The organism is Burkholderia sp. SR8 (assembly GCF_052851275.1).
Genome location: NZ_JAULUC010000037.1, coordinates 15,151 through 33,759, shown reverse-complemented (window position 1 = coordinate 33,759; position 18,609 = coordinate 15,151). Strand labels below are relative to the sequence as shown.

General features: G+C 67.5%; 15 protein-coding genes and 1 pseudogene. 9 read left to right on the top strand and 7 right to left on the bottom strand.

Going from position 1 to position 18,609, the window contains the following annotated elements; translation table 11 throughout:
* The first annotated feature begins 18 nt into the window (after nucleotides 1–18).
* On the top strand, nucleotides 19–2,514 hold the full coding sequence (locus Q3A80_RS29825; protein WP_446332378.1) for a molybdopterin cofactor-binding domain-containing protein: 2,496 nt from the start codon (nucleotides 19–21) through the stop codon (nucleotides 2,512–2,514).
* Nucleotides 2,515–2,653: 139 nt separating this feature from the next.
* Here the strand turns inward: Q3A80_RS29825 and Q3A80_RS29820 are convergent.
* Nucleotides 2,654–2,806, bottom strand: a pseudogene (locus Q3A80_RS29820) (porin); the annotation flags it as partial.
* Nucleotides 2,807–2,910: 104 nt separating this feature from the next.
* On the opposite strand from Q3A80_RS29820, the gene frmR reads away from it, so the two are divergent.
* Together frmR and Q3A80_RS29810 are read left to right on the top strand one after the other, a co-directional pair.
* Nucleotides 2,911–3,186 (top strand): formaldehyde-responsive transcriptional repressor FrmR, encoded by a 276-nt coding sequence (gene frmR / locus Q3A80_RS29815; protein WP_175922739.1) that lies wholly within the window; start codon nucleotides 2,911–2,913, stop codon nucleotides 3,184–3,186.
* 56 nt (nucleotides 3,187–3,242) lie between these two features.
* Nucleotides 3,243–4,352, top strand: coding sequence for an S-(hydroxymethyl)glutathione dehydrogenase/class III alcohol dehydrogenase (locus Q3A80_RS29810; RefSeq protein ID WP_446332377.1), 1,110 nt, complete (start codon nucleotides 3,243–3,245; stop codon nucleotides 4,350–4,352).
* 207 nt (nucleotides 4,353–4,559) lie between these two features.
* Here the strand turns inward: Q3A80_RS29810 and Q3A80_RS29805 are convergent, their stop codons facing one another.
* Both Q3A80_RS29805 and Q3A80_RS29800 read right to left on the bottom strand, forming a co-directional pair.
* On the bottom strand, nucleotides 4,560–5,753 hold the full coding sequence (locus tag Q3A80_RS29805; protein ID WP_446332376.1) for an NnrS family protein: 1,194 nt from the start codon (nucleotides 5,751–5,753) through the stop codon (nucleotides 4,560–4,562).
* Between the two features lie 151 nt (nucleotides 5,754–5,904).
* Complete coding sequence (locus tag Q3A80_RS29800) at nucleotides 5,905–6,930, bottom strand: AraC family transcriptional regulator (protein ID WP_446332375.1); 1,026 nt, start codon at nucleotides 6,928–6,930, stop codon at nucleotides 5,905–5,907.
* A gap of 354 nt (nucleotides 6,931–7,284) precedes the next feature.
* On the opposite strand from Q3A80_RS29800, the gene Q3A80_RS29795 reads away from it, so the two are divergent.
* The 6 genes from Q3A80_RS29795 to Q3A80_RS29770 all read left to right on the top strand — a co-directional run bounded on the left by Q3A80_RS29795 (nucleotide 7,285) and on the right by Q3A80_RS29770 (nucleotide 13,595).
* A complete protein-coding gene (locus tag Q3A80_RS29795) occupies nucleotides 7,285–8,514 on the top strand; it encodes a dienelactone hydrolase family protein (RefSeq protein WP_446332374.1) in 1,230 nt (409 codons plus the stop codon).
* 67 nt (nucleotides 8,515–8,581) lie between these two features.
* Complete coding sequence (locus tag Q3A80_RS29790; protein WP_446332373.1) at nucleotides 8,582–9,370, top strand: SDR family oxidoreductase; 789 nt, start codon at nucleotides 8,582–8,584, stop codon at nucleotides 9,368–9,370.
* Nucleotides 9,371–9,434: 64 nt separating this feature from the next.
* Nucleotides 9,435–10,673, top strand: coding sequence for a styrene monooxygenase/indole monooxygenase family protein (locus tag Q3A80_RS29785; protein WP_446332372.1), 1,239 nt, complete (start codon nucleotides 9,435–9,437; stop codon nucleotides 10,671–10,673).
* A gap of 5 nt (nucleotides 10,674–10,678) precedes the next feature.
* The gene (locus Q3A80_RS29780) at nucleotides 10,679–11,197 is read left to right on the top strand and encodes a flavin reductase family protein (protein WP_446332371.1); all 519 of its coding nucleotides are present in this window, start codon (nucleotides 10,679–10,681) and stop codon (nucleotides 11,195–11,197) included.
* Nucleotides 11,198–11,239: 42 nt separating this feature from the next.
* Nucleotides 11,240–12,199 carry a SphA family protein gene (locus Q3A80_RS29775; protein WP_446332370.1) on the top strand — a complete coding sequence of 320 codons (960 nt, stop codon included), beginning with the start codon at nucleotides 11,240–11,242 and terminating at the stop codon, nucleotides 12,197–12,199.
* Nucleotides 12,200–12,332: 133 nt separating this feature from the next.
* Nucleotides 12,333–13,595, top strand: coding sequence for a serine hydrolase domain-containing protein (locus Q3A80_RS29770; protein WP_446332369.1), 1,263 nt, complete (start codon nucleotides 12,333–12,335; stop codon nucleotides 13,593–13,595).
* Between the two features lie 389 nt (nucleotides 13,596–13,984).
* Here the strand turns inward: Q3A80_RS29770 and Q3A80_RS29765 are convergent, their stop codons facing one another.
* Genes Q3A80_RS29765 through Q3A80_RS29750 form a run of 4 tightly spaced genes read right to left on the bottom strand, consistent with a single transcriptional unit; the run spans nucleotide 13,985 to nucleotide 18,602 of the window.
* Complete coding sequence (locus tag Q3A80_RS29765) at nucleotides 13,985–14,956, bottom strand: type II secretion system F family protein (RefSeq protein ID WP_446332368.1); 972 nt, start codon at nucleotides 14,954–14,956, stop codon at nucleotides 13,985–13,987.
* Nucleotides 14,957–14,996: 40 nt separating this feature from the next.
* Entirely contained in the window at nucleotides 14,997–15,974 is a 978-nt protein-coding gene (locus Q3A80_RS29760) for a type II secretion system F family protein (protein WP_446332367.1), read from the bottom strand.
* A 33-nt stretch (nucleotides 15,975–16,007) separates the two neighbouring features.
* A complete protein-coding gene (locus Q3A80_RS29755; protein ID WP_446332366.1) occupies nucleotides 16,008–17,375 on the bottom strand; it encodes a CpaF family protein in 1,368 nt (455 codons plus the stop codon).
* Nucleotides 17,376–17,393: 18 nt separating this feature from the next.
* The gene (locus tag Q3A80_RS29750) at nucleotides 17,394–18,602 is read right to left on the bottom strand and encodes an AAA family ATPase (RefSeq protein WP_446332365.1); all 1,209 of its coding nucleotides are present in this window, start codon (nucleotides 18,600–18,602) and stop codon (nucleotides 17,394–17,396) included.
* Nucleotides 18,603–18,609 lie beyond the last annotated feature (7 nt).

The window sequence follows — 18,609 nt, the reverse complement described above, 5'->3', positions numbered from 1 at the left end:
CTGCCGGAGACTCCGATCATGCGTATTCGCACTGCCGGGCGTCCGGCGAGCACCGACGCCCCCCACTCCGACGCTTCGCCCGCCACCGGAGCCGCTGCTCCGATGCCCGGCCGGCGCGGCTTCCTGAAGCTCACGGTCGCGGCGGGCGGCTGTCTCGCGCTCGGCATCCCGCCGCTGCGCGCCCGCGCCGAAGCCGGCACCGTGCTCCGGGCTTCGCCACCGCAAGCATTCCTGATCATTGCGCCGGACAACACCGTTACCGTCGCCGTCAACCGCACCGAGGCCGGCCAGGGCGTCAGCACCGCGCTGCCGATGGCGCTGGCCGACGAACTCGACGCCGACTGGCGCAACGTGCGCACCGTGCTCGCGCCGGCCGGCGAGCCGTACAAGGATCCGGTGACCGGTATCCAGATGACTGCCGGCTCGACGTCGATCAATCACTCGTTCACGCAATACCGTGAACTGGGTGCGTCCGCGCGCGCGATGCTCGTCGCGGCCGCCGCGCGGCGCTGGAACGTCGACCCGGCGACCTGCCGCACCGCGAACGGCGTCGTGACGTCGGGCAACCATCGTGCGACCTACGGCGACCTTGCGCCGGACGCGATGGCGATGCCGGTGCCGCAGCACGTGCCGCTGAAGTCGCCCGACCAGTTCCGCCTCATCGGCAAGCCGACTCCACGCGTGGATGCGCGCGCGATGCTCGACGGCACACTGAAGTACGGGATGGACTGGCGCCTGCCGGACATGATGGTGGCCGTGGTCGCGCGTCCGCCGCGGTTCGGCGGACAGGTCGCGAGCTACAACGCGGCGGCCGCGCGGGCCGTCAAGGGTGTCGTCGAGGTCGTCGAGATCCCGACCGATCGCGGCGGCACCGCCGTCGCCGTGATCGCGAACGGCTACTGGCCGGCCAGGCTCGGCCGCGATGCGCTGCAGGTCACGTGGAAGGACACCGGCTCGACCGTGTCGTCCGCCGAGCAGATGCAGGCGTACAAGCAGCTCGCCGGCACGCCCGGCACCGTCGTGCGCACGGCCGATGCCGGCAACGCGCCGCCGGCGGCCACGCGCATCCAGAAGGACTACGAATTTCCGTATCTTGCACATGCGCCGATGGAGCCGCTCAGCTGCACGGTCGACGTCGGGCCGCCGAGCTGCGCGTGCGGGATCAAGATCTGGGGCGGCTCGTCGATGCAGACGACCGATCGCGCCGCGGTCGCGAAGGCGCTCGGCGTCGCGCCGGAGAAGGTGCAGATCTTCACGATGACGTCGGGCGGCGACTACGGACGGCGCTCGACGCCGACGTCGGACTACGTGGTCGAAGCCGCTCGCGTGTCCGCCGCGTACCTTGCGGCCGGCCACTTGGGCCCGGTCAAGACGATCTGGACGCGCGAAGACGACTTGCGCGGCGGCTACTACCGCCCGATGGTGCTGCATCGCGTCGACATCGGCGTCGACGGCAGCGGCGCCGTGCGGGACTGGCAGCATGTCGTCGTCGGCCAGTCGGTGCTGAAGGGCTCGCCGCTCGAGCGCACGACGATGCTCAAGCACGGCACCGATCCGAGCCTGACCGAAGGCGTGGCGAACAGCCCGTACGGCTTCCCGATGCAGGTGTCGGTCCATCAGACCGACGCGGACGTGCCGGTCCAGTCGTGGCGTTCGGGCGGCCATACGCACACGGCGTTCGTGATGGAGACGCTGGTCGACGAACTCGCGCACTCGGCGCGGCAGGATCCGGTCGCGTACCGGATGGCGCGGCTGGCCGGCCCCGAGCATGCGCCGCATCGCCAGGCGCTCGCGCTGGCCGTCGACAAGTCCGGCTACGGCACGCGCACGCTGCCGGCCGGGCACGCGTGGGGCGTCGCAATGCACGAAACGGCCGGCTCGGTCGTCGCGTACGTGACGGAAGTGTCGATCGAAGCGCAGCAGCCGCGCGTGCATCGCGTGACGGCGGGCGTGTATGCGGGCCGCATCGTGAACCCGACCGGCGCGGAGGCGCAGATCCAGGGCGGTGCGCTGTTCGGCCTCGCGACGACCAAGCCGGGTTTCGCGATCGACGTCGAGCGTGGCGCGGTCCGCAACGCCGGTTTCGCCGACTACCCGCCCGTGCGGATGCAGGAGGCGCCGCCGGTGGACGTGTTCTTCGTGCCGTCGGATGCGCATCCGACCGGGCTGAGCGAAGCCGGCGTGCCGCCGATCGCGCCGGCGGTCGCGAACGGCGCGTTCGTGCTGACCGGCGAACGGATGCGTGCGTTGCCGTTCGCGCCGATGACGGTCGCGTCGATCGCGCCGGTCGCCGCGCCGCCTGCCGCGGCCGCCGCCGACGACGATCCGTACGCCGATCTGCCCGCCGGCGGCTGCCGGATTCCGCACAAGGCGAAGGCGGCCGCGTTCAAGCCGAAGGTCGAACACAGCCAGGCCGGCGTCGGGCAGCCGAGCGCGGTGCCGAAATTCCTGCGGCCGAAACGGCGCGCCGGGATTCCGTGCATCGATGCGTTGAAGAAGGGGACGGTGACGTAACGCGCGAGCGGCGACACGGACCTGCCGGTGCTTGCGCCCCGCGGGCGCGGCAGGTCCGTAGCGACATCCGCCCGTTTTGCGGCCAGGCGGGCCGGCGGCGCCCCGGCCGCCCTTCCCGCCTTCGCATCCTGCCCGGCCAGAACGTGTGCCGGATTCCCGCATGCCCCCTCAGTTGCTTCGACGTCGACGATCGATCGGCCGCGCCCGGAATGAGCGCTTGATCGAGCGACGAACCCGTCGCGTCGCCTGCGATCCGCTGGTACGCACCGATCAAGTAGACGTCGGTACGCTCAGGGCGCCGGCAATCACGACCTTCGATCATCCGGGCACGACCGGGTAGACCGCCCGCGCCGCAATGTTCTATACTGCCCCCCAGTATCCGGAACCGACGATCCCATGCCGCATTCCCCCGAAGAGAAGAAACGTGTCCTGACCCGCGTTCGCCGTGTCCGCGGGCAGCTGAACGCGCTCGAGCAGGCGCTCGAGGAGGGAGCCGACTGCGGTCCGGTGCTTCAGCAGCTGGCTGCGATCCGCGGCGCGATCAACGGCGTGATGGCCGGCGTGCTCGAAAGCCATTTGCGCGAGGAATTTACCCAGCTCGCGGATGCCCCGCGGCCTGCTTCCGAATCGATCGACGATATCGTGAACCTCGTCCGGTCCTACTTGCGCTGACCGACGCGCGATCGTCGACGTACCGCTCCATTCGATGATTTTTTAAAGGAATTCCCATGAAATCACGTGCCGCAGTTGCATTCGAAGCGGGTAAGCCGCTGCAGATCGTCGAAATCGACGTCGAACCGCCCCGCAAGGGCGAAGTGCTCGTCAAGATCACCCACACCGGCGTCTGTCACACCGACGCGTTCACGTTGTCGGGCGACGATCCCGAAGGCCTGTTCCCCGCCGTGCTGGGCCACGAAGGCGCCGGCATCGTGGTCGAAGTCGGCGAAGGCGTGACGAGCGTGAAACCCGGCGACCACGTGATTCCCCTCTACACCGCCGAATGCGGCGAGTGCCTGTTCTGCAAGAGCGGCAAGACCAACCTGTGCGTAGCGGTACGCGCGACCCAGGGCAAGGGCGTGATGCCCGACGGCACCACGCGCTTCAGCTACAACGGCCAGCCGATCTATCACTACATGGGCTGCTCGACGTTCAGCGAATACACGGTCGTCGCCGAAGTGTCGCTCGCGAAGATCAGCCCGGACGCGAACCCGGAACAGGTCTGCCTGCTCGGCTGCGGCGTCACGACGGGTCTCGGCGCGGTGAAGAACACGGCCAAGGTGCAGGAAGGCGACACGGTCGCCGTGTTCGGTCTCGGCGGCATCGGCCTCGCGGTGATCCAGGGCGCGAAGCTCGCGAAGGCCGGCCGCATCATCGCGATCGACACCAACCCGGGCAAGTTCGACCTCGCGCGCGTGTTCGGCGCCACCGATTGCGTGAACCCGAAGGATCACGAAAAGCCGATCCAGCAGGTGATCGTCGAAATGACCGGCTGGGGCGTCGACCACAGCTTCGAGTGCATCGGCAACGTCAACGTGATGCGCGCGGCGCTCGAATGCGCGCACCGCGGCTGGGGCCAGTCCGTCATCATCGGCGTCGCGGGCGCCGGCCAGGAAATCTCGACGCGTCCGTTCCAGCTCGTTACCGGCCGCCGCTGGCTCGGCACCGCGTTCGGCGGCGTCAAGGGCCGCTCCGAACTGCCGGGTATGGTCGAGGACGCCATGGCCGGCAAGATCCAGCTCGCCCCGTTCGTCACGCACACGAAGCCGCTCACCGGCATCAACGAAGCGTTCGACCTGATGCACGAAGGCAAGTCGATCCGCACCGTCGTGCATTACTGACACACGCACAACGGAGGCCGGTAGCGACAGCCGGCCTCCTGCATGATGCGGCCGGCAAGCCGAGCGGCTTGCCGGCCGCACACGTTCTTCGAATCGAATCTCCGCCATCCGACCGGCAACGGTCGCCCTCATGTCGTGCGGCCCACCCAGCCGCTCCCGCACGGCTCCATCTGCTCGCGGCAACCGTCCCGCACCGGCGCGCGGGCGTCAATCCCGACGACCATCCGCACGCGGCGACATCAGGATCGGCGCGTAGTGAACCGTGTACGCGACGAACGCGACGATCCAGCACGCGCCCGACGCATCGAGCCACACCGGATAAGGCACGCCGGGAATCAGCGGCCCGAACACGCGCAGGACTGCCGCGGCGATCACCAGCCAGTAACACAGCTGCTCCCACGGACCGGCGACGAGCATGCGGCCCGTGTGACCGAGCGCGGTGCGGGTGATCATCGCGATGATCGCGCCGCCGATTGCGCCGACGGTCAACGCATGCACGGCAAGCGAGTGTGCGACGACGCCCGCGAACGACAGCGCGAGCAGCACGAAGCCGACCGGAAGCCACAGACACGACACGTGCAGGATCCACACGATCGGCCGGTTGCCGACGCGCCACGAATGCCAGCCGGCGAGACGCCATGCATGCAGCACGGCCGTCGCAAGTGCGGCGACGATCAGCAGCGTATCGGGCGCGCCAAGCGCATCGGCGAACAGCGTCACCGCGACCGCGGGTGCCGCGAGCGCGTCCACGATCCTGAAGCGGCGGATCGTGAACCCCGGTATCGCGTTCGTCGTGAACATCGGCACGATGCGGCCGGTGATCACCGCGACGAAGAACACGACGAGCCCCGTCGCCGCATAGGCCGCACGCAACGCAACATCGGCCCGCCCCGTCATCACGGAGGCATGAAACAGCGCATTCAGCGCGCCGAACAGCAGCAACGCAACCGGCAGGAACACCTTGTGCCGGTTCTTCGCGGCGATCAGCACGCGCAGCAGCACGACCGCGGTCAGCGGCAGGAACAGCGCATCGACGATGGCGGCGAGCATCGCCGGCCCGGACCACACGAGCACGCGCCCCGCGAGCCAAAGCAGCCACAACGCGGCGAGCGCCGGGCCGCGCAGCGTTTCGCGTGCGGTCCATGCACGCGTGGCGGTGAGCAGGAAGCCGACGACGATCGCGGCGACGAAGCCGAAGATCATTTCGTGTACGTGCCACATGAGCCCGGTCATCGCACCGGCATGCCCGGCGACGGGTTCACCGTGCCAGGCCGCGAGCCACATCGCGACGGCAATGGCAGCAAACAGCGCGCCGGTCAGATAGAACGGCCGCAGTCCAAGCTGCAGCAACGGCAGCGTATCGGGCGCTGAAGGCGCCCGCATCGGTTCGCTGATTTTCATGCGCGCTCCGGTAATCGAGGATGACGTCATTCATCCTAGACCCGCGATGCGCGAGATGTGGGCGTGCCCCTACGCGGCGCAGTGGCATCGTCCGCGTTCATGACGCACGTCAAGCTCGCATGTCACGCATGTGCGAGACTGCGGACAGTAGTCAGCCCCGCACGCGTCGCATCCTGAGCGTCGCCGACGGCGATTCCCCGAACGCGCGCTTGTAGTCGATCGCGAATCGCCCGAGGTGCGCGAAGCCCCATTTCAGCGCGATGTCGGTCACCGACGCGAGCGCCGGCGTCGCGTCGTCGAGCAGCTCGTCGCGCACATGTTGCAGCCGCAACTGGCGCACGAACGCCATCGGCGTCACGCCGTGACGATTGCGGAACCCGGCGAACAGCGTGCTCGGGCTGACGCCCGCGAGGTCGGCGAGCCGTTCGATCGTCAGCGGCTCGTCGACGTGCGCACGGATGTATTCCTCGACGCGGCGTACATAGAACGGCGCCAGCGGCATCGGCGCGGGGCGCGTGCGATTGCGTGCGGTGTTCGGGTGGCCGTACAGCAGCAGATTGAGCAGCGTCGATTCGAGCTGCTCGAACGCGAGCGGATGACGCAGCGGATGCCCGTCGGTCGCGATCGCGTCGGCCAGCATCGGCAGCATCTGCGTGAGGCATGCGCCCTGCGGCGATGCCACGCTGAACGCGGGCTCGAACTCCACCGGCATGCGCCGGTCGTCGCCGAAATGCCGCTGCGCATGCCGCTCCATCACGTCACGCTCGATGCGCAGGACCGCTTGCGGACACGCTTCGCCCCACCGCATGCGCAGCGGCAGCGTCGGGGACAGCAGCGACGCGGTGTCGGGCGACGACACGAAGCGTGTCCCTCCGCATTCGATCTCGGCGTCGCCGCGCAGCGGAATCTGCAGCAGATAGAAATGCTCGAGCGGCCCCGGTTCGATCGACACTTCGCCGCCGTAGTCGAGCAGATTCAGCGACAGGTTGCCCCAGCGCGCATGATGCATGCAGCTGTGCAGCGCGTGCGAATCGCCGGTCAGCGCGAGTCGATGCGGCTTGAACACTTCGGCCACGCGCGCACGCACTTCGTCGAGATCGTTCGACTGCAGCAGCAGCGTGTCGCGATTGAAACAGGCGGCGTCGCCCAGCCAGCCGGTTCCGGAAAATTGCCCCATCGAAGTTCTCCCGTCGTGCTCGATCGCACTTGCGCGGTGCACGCGTTCCCGATCCCGGACACTCCGGTCGCACGATCCGGATAGCGTCCGGACGATCCGGACAATCCGCGTCGTTACACTACGCGAGCGCTGCGCACCTCATGCAAGAAGCGGACCGTTCGCGCATCGTAGAAAACTGCGCGGGCCTTCCGTATCCGCACATACCCGCAGTGCACCGCGTTCCGGGCCCGGCGCGGCCGGCCGGTCAGCAGGTTTCCGGAATTCGCGGATACCGGCCGAAGAAAGCGGATAGAAGCGCGCGTTTCGTCCGCCAATACTGGGCCCATGCAAGCCACGAACAAAATGGAGGGACACATGAAAGGACGACACATCGAGATCCCGTCGCCGGATGGCGGCGCGTTTCGCGCTTACCTGAGCACGCCGGCCGTTGGCACGGGGCCCGGCATCGTGCTGTGTCACGAGATCTTCGGCGCGAACGCGACGATGCGCGACGTGGCCGACTATTACGCGGAAGAAGGCTATACGGTGCTCGTGCCCGACCTGTTCTGGCGGCAGGCGCCCGGCATCGAGCTCGGCTACACCGCGGCCGACTTCGAACGCGCGATGGCGCTGTACCGCGAGTACGACGAAAACAAAGGCGTCGACGACATCGCCGCCGCGCTGGCCGTGCTGACGCAACGGCCGGAATGCACGGGCAAGGCAGGCGTGCTCGGCTTCTGCCTCGGCGGCAAGCTCGCGTATCTCGCCGCATGCCGGCTGCCGGACGTGGCCGCCGCCGTCAGCTATTACGGCGTCGGGATCGAGCATGCGCTCGACGAAGCCGCGCATCTGCATGGCCGCCTGGTGCTGCAGATCCCCGCGCAGGACCGCTTCTGCCCGCCCGACGCGCAGCAGCGCATTACCGCGGCGCTGGCGGCGCGCGAGGGCGTCGAAGTGTACGTATACCCGGGCGTCGACCACGCGTTCGCGCGCCTCGGCGGCGATCACTTCGACAAGGCAGCCGCGGTGATGGCGCACCAGCGCGCGATCGCCGCATTCCGCACGGCGCTCGGTCCGCACTACGATCTGTCCACGCTGTGGGAAGAACATCTGCGGCACGAATTCGACACGCGCAACGTCGACGCGACGATGGACACGATGGTCGCGCAGCCGTACGTGAACCATATTCCGACGCTGACGGGCGGTGTCGGCTACGACGAGCTCAAGCGTTTCTACACGCACCACTTCGTGCATGCGAACCCGCCGGACACGACGATCACGCCGATCTCGCGCACGGTCGGCGCGAGCCAGATCGTCGACGAGCTGCTGTTCTGCTTCACGCACACGACCGAGATCGACTGGATGCTGCCCGGCGTTGCGCCGACCGGCAAGCGCGTCGAGATCCCGCTCGTCGCGATCGTCAAGTTCCGCGGCGACAAGCTGTATCACGAACACATCTACTGGGACCAGGCGAGCGTGCTCGTGCAGATCGGGCTGCTCGACGCGGCCGGGCTGCCCGTCGCCGGCGTCGAGACGGCGCGCAAGCTGCTCGACGAAACCGTGCCGTCGAACACGCTGATGCAGCGCTGGCACGACAGCGCGTAATCGCCGGATACGGCGCGCGCGCGTCGAGCGCGCGCCGCCTTCATTCAACCACGTCAGGAGACACCCCATGACTTCCCTTGCTGGCAAAGTCGCGATCGTCACCGGCGGCGCCACGCTGATCGGCGCGGCCGTCGCGCAGGACCTGAACCGCGCCGGCGCAAGCGTCGCGATTGTCGATCTCGATGCGGAGAACGGCGCGCGCGTCGCCGACACGCTCGGCGAACGCGCGATGTTCATCGCGACCGACATCACCGACGATCGCGCGATCGAACGGGCGGTGTCGGCCGTCGACGAACGCTTCGGCGCGATCGACCTGCTGATCAATCTCGCCTGCAGCTACGTCGACAACGGCATCCAGGCCACCCGCAACGACTGGCTCGCGGCGATGGACGTGAACGTCGTGTCGGCCGCGATGCTGGTCAAGGCCGTCCGGCCGCACCTCGCACGGCGCGGCGGCGGCGCGATCGTGAACTTCAGTTCGATCTCCGCGCAATGCGCGCAAACGGGCCGCTGGCTCTACCCGACCTCAAAGGCCGCGATGCGCCAGCTCACGCGCAGCATGGCGATGGATCTCGCCGCCGACCGGATCCGCGTGAACTCGGTGTCGCCGGGATGGACGTGGTCGCGCGTGATGGACGAACTGACGCACGGCGATCGCGCGAAGACCGATCGCGTGGCCGCGCCGTTTCATCTGCTCGGCCGTGTCGGCGATCCGGCGGAGGTCGCGCAGGTCGTCACGTTCCTGTGCAGCGATGCGGCGAGCTTCGTGACGGGCGCCGACTACGCGGTCGACGGCGGCTATTCCGCGATGGGCCCCGAACAGGCAGTGCCCGCGATTCCGCGCCTGGCCGAGTAGCCGCACGTCGTTTCCGCCGGCACATCGCCCGACCCGATTCATTCGTTCTACCAAGGATTTCATCATGAAACGCATCGCCATCGTCGGCGCCGGCCAGTCCGGCCTGCAACTCGCCTTCACGCTGCTCGACCAGGGCTATCACGTCACGCTCGCGACCAATCGCGATGCGGAGCAGATCCGCACCGGCAAGGTCATGTCGAGCCAGTGCATGTTTCATACCGCGCTGCAGATCGAGCGCGATCTCGGCCTGAACGCGTGGGAAGAAGCGTGTCCGTCGGTCGAAGGCATCGGCATCGCGGTGCCGCATCCGGACGGCGGCGGCCAAAAGGCGATCGACTGGTCGTCGCGCCTGACCCGCTACGCGCAATCGGTCGATCAGCGCGTGAAGATGGCCGACTGGCTCGATGCGATCCGCCGTCGCGGCGCGGACGTGCGCATCTGCGATGTCGGCGTGCCCGAGCTCGAGGACCTCGCGCACAGCCACGATCTCGTGCTGCTCGCGGCCGGCAAGGGGGAAATCGTGAACCTGCTCGGCCGCGACGACGCGCGCAGCGCGTTCGAACGCCCGCAGCGCGCGCTCGCCCTCACGTACGTGAAAGGCATGACGCCGAGCCAGCCGTATTCGCGCGTGCGCTTCAACCTGCTGCCGGGCATCGGCGAATACTTCGTGTTTCCCGCGCTGACCACCACCGGCCCGTGCGAAATCATGGTGTTCGAAGGGATCCCCGGCGGCCCGCTCGACTGCTGGGCCGACGTGAAGACGCCCGAACAGCATCTCGACCGCAGCCTGTCCTTTTTGCAGCAGTACGTGCCGTGGGAATTCGAGCGCTGCCGCGACGTCGAGCTCACCGATCCGAACGGCACGCTGTCCGGCCGCTTCACGCCGACCGTGCGCAAGCCGTCGTTCCGCCTGCCGTCGGGCCGCACCGTGTTCGGCATGGCCGATGCGGTGGTCGTCAACGATCCGATCACCGGCCAGGGCTCGAACAATGCGGCGAAATGCGCGAAGGTGTACGGCGACGCGATCCTCGCGCGCGAAGCCGAGCCGTTCGACGAACGCTGGATGCACGACACGTTCGAACGCTACTGGGCCTATGCGCAGCACGTCGTGCGCTGGACCAACTCGCTGCTCACCCCGCCGCCGCCGCATATCCTCGAACTGCTCGGCGCCGCCGGCCAGTTGCCTTCGCTCGCGTCGACGATCGTCAACGGCTTCGACGATCCGCGCGAATTCTCGCCGTGGTGGTTCGATCCATCTGCCTGTGCGGCGCTGATCCGCGAACACGCCGCACGCTCGGAGTAAGCGCCATGGAACCCACCGCTGCCTGCCGCCCCGCGGTCGACCCGCTGCAATTGCGTGCCGCATTCGGACAGTTTCCGACCGGCGTCACCGTGATCACCACGCGCTCGCAGGACGGGCGCAAGGTCGGCCTCACCGCCAATTCGTTTTCGTCGCTGTCGCTCGACCCGCCGCTCGTGCTGTGGAGCCTGCGCAAGGTCGCGCCGAGCCGCCCCGATTTCGTCGCGGCCACGCACTTCGCGATCAATATCCTCGCGCACGACCAGATCGAGCTGTCGCGCCGCTTCGCGACGCCCGCCGCCGACAAGTTCGACGGCGTGCCGCACGTCGATGCCGACGCAGGCGGCGTGCCGTGCCTCGACGGATCCAGCGCACGCTTCGTGTGCCGCAACATCGGCCATTACGAAGGCGGCGACCATCTGCTGTTCATCGGCGAGATCGAGCAATTCGACACGTTCGGGCGCGCGCCGCTCGTGTTTCATGCCGGCCAGTATCGCGCGATCTCGGCTCACCCGGATCTTTGCTGAGCCGCTTGATTAGTCATACGAATAACGATTCAGGAGATGGTGATGATGAAATGCGGCTCTCGCCTGCTTGCGATCGCAGGCCTCGTGTTCGCCGGGCTGGCCGGCCACACGCCGGCCCGCGCAACCGACCTGCCGTCGGTCAACCTCGGGATGACCAGTTTCCTCGACGGGCTGCCGCCGGCCGGCTCCGGCTGGTACGGCACGCAGTATCTCGAGTACTACACGGCCGGCCGCGTCAACGACAATGCCGGCAACAAGGTCGGGTTGCCGAAGCAGGACATCGACCTGTTCGCCGGGCTGAGCCAGCTCGTCTATCAGTCGCCGCTGACGTTCGGCGGCATGCATCCGGGGCTCGACGTGATCCTGCCGTGGGTGGCGGCCGTGCATACGAACGATGGAATCGGCAACGTCGCGCTGAATTCGCGGCCCGGGTTCGGCGACCTGCTCGTCGGCCCGTTCATCCAGTTCGATCCGGTGATGGGCGCGCACGGGCCGCGCTTCGCGCAGCGGCTGGAATTCCAGTTCATCGCGCCGACCGGCGCGTACGATCCGGCGCGCGCGATCAACCCCGGCAGCCACTTCTGGTCGTTCGATCCGTACTGGGCTGCGACGTTCTGGGTCACGCCGAAGTGGACCGTGTCGTGGCGGCTGCACTATCTGTGGAATGCGACCAATCACGAGCCGGCCGCCGCGCTCGGACCCGACGTGACGTCGACGCAGGCCGGTCAGGCCGTCCATGCGAACTTCGCGACCGAGTACGAAGTGCGGCCCGGGCTGCGGCTGGGCCTGAACGGCTACTGGCTGCGGCAGACCACCGACATGAAGGTGAACGGCCAGCACGTATCCGGTACGCGCGAAGCCGTGCTCGCGATCGGCCCGGGCGCGATGTACAGCTTCTCGCCGCAGGATCATCTGATGTTCAACGCGTACTTCGAGGTCCATGCGCGCAACCGGCCGCAGGGCACGCGGATGGTGCTGCGCTACGTGCATCACTTTCAGTGATGCGCGAGCCGGCCGGCGTCACGGACGGTATCGTCTGGTGAATGCGATGTACGCCATCCGCGCGTGGACGCGTGTCCTATAGTTCTTGAGATGCAAGGCGGCCAACGCATCACGAACAGGAACGGAACACGCGATGACGACTTCTGCTCTTCCCCGGCTTTTCCCGCGCGCCGCGAAGCGGCTGATGCATCGCGTGGCGGCGGTTGCGCCGGCGCTGGCCGTCGGCATCGCGGTCTCGGCCTGCGGCGGCGACAGTTCGCTCGATTCCGGCGAACCGGCCTACGCGACGCAGGCGCGCCCGCAGATCGATGCGGTGCTGGCGGACACGATGGCGCCCGGCGCGGTCGTTTATGTGCAGTCGCCGCACGGCAACTGGCTCGCGTCGTTCGGCACGGCCGTGCGCGGCACCCACGCGCCGATCCCGACGAACGCGCATTTCCGCATCGGCAGCGTCACGAAGACGTGGACGGGCACGGTCATTCTGCAACTCGTGCAGGAAGGCCGGCTGAAGCTGACCGACCACGTGAGCCAGTACGTCGCGAACGTGCCCAACGGCGATTCGATCACGATCGAGCAGCTGCTGACGATGCGCAGCGGCCTCTACAACTACTCGACGAGTCTCGCGTTCAACCAGACGCTCGATGCGCAGCCGAACAAGCTGTGGACCATCGACGAACTGTTGGGCATCGCCGAGAGCCAGCCCGTCTATTTCGCGCCGGGCGCGGGCTTTCGCTACTCGAACACGAATACGGTGCTGCTCGGTCGGATCATCGAGCAGCTCACCGGCATGAGCGCCGCCGATGCGATCCGGACGCGCCTGTTCGCGCCGCTCGGCCTGACCGAGACCACGCTGCCGCCGCAGGACAACACGGCGCTGCCGGCGCCGGCGCCGCGCGGTTACCAGTGGGGCACCAATACCGAGACGATCGACAGCGACGAACTGTCGCCGGCACGACAGGCGGCCGCGCAGAACGGCACGCTGCAGCCGACCGACGTGACGACCGTCAATACGTCGTGGGCATGGACCGCCGGCTCGGGCATTTCGACCGTGACCGAGCTGGCCGCATACGTGCAGCGGATGGTCGGCGGCGGCTATCTGAACGCCGACCTGCAGGCACAGCGGCTCGCGAGCTGCACGCCGACCGATCCGTCGGATCCGGCATCGGCGAGCTACTGCATGGGGCTCGCGAAGTTCGGCACGTTCTATGGGCACACCGGCGAAATACCCGGTTTCAATACGTTCGCGGGCTACGACCCGGTGACGAAGACGACGATCGTCACATGGGCGAACACGGCCGCCGGGCCGAACGGACTCGCACCGGCCAACAAGATCGCGCGGATCATCATGGGCGAGCTCGGCAAGGCGGGCGATGTGCCGAGCGAGGGACGGCCATGACGGCCCGGCGCGGCCTCGCCCATTTCGCGGCCTGCACGGCCTGTGCCGCCGGTGCGAAACTGCACTTCGGATCGGTCTTCGGCGGCACGTCCGAGCGCCGGCAAGTGGGTAATCGACACCGGGAAACGATGCCGTTTGCACCGGTAGCGAACCGCCGCGACTGCGTTCGAAGTTAGCCGTAGGGGGCCACCCGCGCGGGCAGTGGACTACGGCTGCGTCCAGGGTCGACCATGGGTCCGGGTTGCATTGACGCCGCTATGATCGACCTGTCTCGCGACGCCGCCCGGGGGGGAGGAGGAGCCTCCCATGAAGACCTTGATCGTGCCGGCCACGGCGCTGCGGCCCGGCCGGCACGCGAATTCGTCGCACGCGACGTCCCGCTCTCGAGTTCACTGCCCGATACTGGTGAACGTCGGCAACAACACGCGATACACATGGATCATCGCCGGCCCGAGCAACACGCACATCAGTGCCGGGAAGATGCAGAAGATCAGCGGAAACAGCAGCTTCAGCGCGATCTTCGCGGCCCGTTCCTCGGCCCGCATCTGCCGCCGCGTGCGCAGCATGTCCGACAGCACGCGCAGCGATTCGGCGATGCTCGTGCCGAAACGATCTGCCTGGATCAGCATCGCGCAAAAGGACTCGATATCCTCGACGCCCGTCCGCAGCGCGAGATTGCGCAGCGCCGTTTCCTTGGTGAAGCCGGAACGCATCTCGAGCAGCAGCAGGTCGAACTCGCCCGCGACCACCTCGCTGCGAAAGCGCAATTCGTCGCTCACCTTCATCAATGCCGCGTCCAGTCCGAGCCCCGCTTCGACACACACCGTAAGCAGGTCGAGTGCGTCAGGAAAGTCCTCGAAGATCGTCCGCTGGCGCGCGGCGACACGCCGCGCCAGCACGAAGTTCGGCAGGTAGTAGCCGATCCCGGCCAGCGCGACGAGGATGGCCGACAACAGCATGCGCTGTTCCGCGACGCGCGTCGTGATCAGCATCAGTAGCGCGGCGCACGGCAGCGCGAGCGCGAGCAGCGTCTTCGCGGTGAAATACAGCGCGGCCGCGTTCGCATCGCGCCATCCGGCATTCATCAACCGCAGGCGCAGCGGCGAATTCTCCCAGCCCTCCTCCGGTAGCGACAGCCTGGAAATCGGCCTGGACAGCTCGACGAGCTTCTCGACCCAGTGCGGGCCCGCGTCCCCGCCGTCCGCGCCGATCCCGATACCGCCGCTCGCCCCGCTTGCCTGCTGCAGCCGGCGCTGCATGCTGCGCGGCGCGAACAGCAGCATCGCGACGAGCACGCCACCGGCCACGAAGATGAACAAGCCGGCCAGCATCACGGTGTGTACTACGCTCAGGTTTTGCATGACAACCTCGAAACGGTTCGTGAAGCCTGTGACACACGCGTCAGACGCGAATCCTGATGATGCGGCGCATCCAGACGAGACCGAAGGCCATCGACACCAGCATCGTGCCGATCATCTTGACTCCCGCAGGGTCCGTCCACAGCACGGACAGAAACTCGCGGTTCACGATGGCCATGAGCGACGCGGTAGCGAACGGCAGCAGGCCGAGGATCCACGCGGACAGCCGCCCTTCCGCCGACAGCACGCGAATCTTGTCGAACAGCTTGAAGCGCTCGCGAATCAGCGCGGCGATGTTGTCCAGCAGTTCCGCGAGATTGCCGCCGGTCTCGCGCTGGATCAGCACCGCGATCACGAAGTAGCGCAAGTCGTCTGCCGGCACGCGGGTCGCGAGGTTCACCAACGCGTCGTGCAGCGACACGCCGTAGTTGATCTCGTCGAAGGTGATCCGGAACTCGCCGCCCATCGGGTCGGGAAACTCCTCGCCGACCATCCCCAGCGCACTCGTGAACGAATGACCGGAACGCAACGCCCGCGCGATCATGTCGCAGATGTCCGGCAATTGCCGATGCAGCTTGGCCATTCGCCGGTTGCGATGGCGCAGCACGTACATCGTCGGCAAGCATCCGCTCAGCAGTGCAGCGATCAGCGCAACGATCATCGGCAACGGGGTGACGCACAGGATCAGCGCGATCGCCACCGGAAACGCGACGCTCAGCGTCACCAGCTTCGAGACGCTCCAGTCGAGCCCGGACTGCTGCAGCAGCAGGTCGATCGCCTGTACGCGCGGCACGCGCAGCAGCAGCCGGTCGAGCGGCTTCGACTCGTCGAGCATCCGCTTCTTGAGGATCGACAGCCGCTCCTGCTGCACGTTGCCGCCGGCCGACATCGCGCGCAGCCGCGACTCGATCCGGCGCGCGGCCGCGCCATGGCGCGCGTTCCACCATTGATAGGCGCCTTCGATCGCGAGCACGACCGCGACGAACGTGAGAATCACAAAACCGTAAAAGATCGAGTCCATGTCGCCTCCCCGGGATCGGACCGCGGCCGTCCGTCAGTTCGTCTCGTAGTGCCGGGACGGGTCGTACAGCGAATCCGGCAAGTCGATGCCGAAGGCCTGCAGCCGCTCGGCGAACTTCGGCCGCACGCCGGTCGCGCAGAAGTGCCCGCGCACCGTGCCGTCGCGGTCCACCCCCGTACGCTTGAACGTGAAGATCTCCTGCATGTTGATGATTTCGCCTTCCATCCCAGTCAGCTCCTGAATGCTGACGATCTTGCGCTTGCCGTCGGTGAGCCGCGTCGCCTGCACGACCACCGAGATCGCCGACGCGATCTGCTGGCGCATCGTCTTCGGCGGCAGCGTCAGGCCGCCGACGCTGATCATGTTTTCGAGCCGCGTCAGCGCATCGCGCGGCGTGTTCGCGTGGATCGTCGCGAGCGACCCTTCGTGGCCGGTGTTCATCGCATTGAGCATGTCGAGCGCTTCCGCGCCGCGCACTTCGCCGAGGATGATCCGATCGGGCCGCATCCGCAGCGCGTTGCGCACGAGCGTGCGCTGCGTGATCTCGCCCTTGCCCTCGATGTTCGGCGGCCGCGTCTCGAGGCGCAGCACGTGCGGCTGCTGCAGCTGCAGCTCGGCCGCGTCTTCGATCGTCACGATTCGCTCGAATCGCGGAATGAAACCCGACAGGATGTTGAGCAGCGTCGTCTTGCCGCTGCCGGTGCCGCCCGACACGAGCACGTTCACCTTCGCCTTGGCCAGCGCGTCGAGCAGTTCGGCCATCGGCGGCGTGAGGCTGTGGAAGCGCACCAGGTCCTCCATCTTCAGCGGGTTGACCGCGAAGCGCCGAATCGACATCAGCGGCCCGTCGATCGCGGACGGCGGAATGATCGCATTCACCCGCGAGCCGTCCGGCAGCCGCGCATCGACCATCGGGCTCGACTCGTCGATGCGGCGCCCGACCCGCGACACGATCTTCTCGATCACCTTCATCAGATGCGCGTCGTCGTAGAACGTCACGTCGGTCAGCTCCAGCTGGCCGCCGCGCTCGACGTACACCTGGCGGTACGTGTTCACGAGGATGTCGGAGATGCCGGGATCGCGCAGCAACGGTTCGAGCGGGCCGAAGCCGAACATTTCGTCGTAGATGTCGATCGCGAGCTGGCGCCGCTCGATGTCGTTCGCGGGCATGCGCTCCTCGTCGAGGATGCGCGAGATCAGCACGGTGATTTCCTGGCGGACCTGATCCTGCTGCAGGCGCGACAGGCGCTCGAGCTCGACGCGCTCGAGCACGGCCAGGTGGATTTCACGGCGCAGCTTCTGGTACGCATCGCGTACCGACGAATGCGTCGCCGCAGCCGGTTCGGTGGCAGCCGCCTGCGGCTGAGTCCGATACAACGACATCTGTTCGCGCAATGACATGATGGTTTCCCCGAGAGATCACATGGACTTGAGCTTCGGCGTGGCCTTGCGGCCAAACAGCCGGGACATCAACGGTTCGCTGCTGGCGGTCCCGTGCCTGGCCCGCACGTCTCCTTCGACGATCTGCTTCGCGCAAGCCTGCAACGCGCGCGCGACCGCAGCGCCGCGTGCGACGCGCGACACGGGATGGCCCTGATCGAGCGCTTCGCGCACCGTGTCGGCATCGTCCGGAATCGTGCAGCTGGCGCGCAGGCCGAGCACTTCCTCCAGCGCCGCGCGGGTCCGTTCGCTGGCACGCGTCATCCGGTTCACCACGAGCCGCACCTGGTCGGGCGAGTAGCCGAGCGACACGAGGATCTCCAGCAGACGGCGGCCCGCACGCACGTGCGGCATCGTGGGTTGCAGCACGAGCTGGATCTGGTCGCTGCGATCGAGCGCGACGATCGACAGCGGATTGACGCTGACGCCGATATCGAAGATCACGAAGTCGTAGCGCGGCGCGGCGACGCCGAGGATCCATTCGAGCGCGTCCTCGCGCATCTCCGCCGCCTTGATCGGATCGCCCGCGCCCGCGAGCATGTGGAACGTCGGCGTCACGTGCGCGACGCTCGCGTCGAGAAACGCACCGTCCAGCCGCTCGATTTGCGCGCACAGCTGCGGCAGCGTCGAAGGCGGCGTCTCGTCGCTGACGAGAAACGCGGCATCCGCGAACTGCTGGTTGAGATCGACCAGCAGCACGCGCCGCTTGTAGGCTTCCGCGATCTCGTATGCGACGTTGCTGGCGGCGAAGCTCGTGCCCGTGCCGCCCTTGCACGACATGAACGAAACGAACCGCGTGTCGTCGGCGTCGCGCCGCGTGCTTTGAGCAGCCGCGCGTTCGAGGCCGCGCGCCAGCGCGGCCGGATCGATCGGCCACTGCAGCACGTCGCGCACGCCGGCTCGCATCGCGTCCAGCAGCACGTGCGGCGACGCATCGGCGGCGACCAGAATGCCGGTCAGGCCCGGATGCAGGCGGCAGATCCGCTCGATTGCCGACAGCTCGACCGCGTCGGTCACCGTGCCGTCGATCAGCAGGATATCGAATGAATCGAGCCCGTCGGTTCGATGTTCGATCTGCGACGGTCGGCCATGCGCGCGCGTCACGCGATAGTGTCCGCTTTCGGTGACCAGCCGCGCGATCTGCGTGAGCCGGGTCGTATCGTCGGCAGCTACGAGGATATTGATCATGACAGTG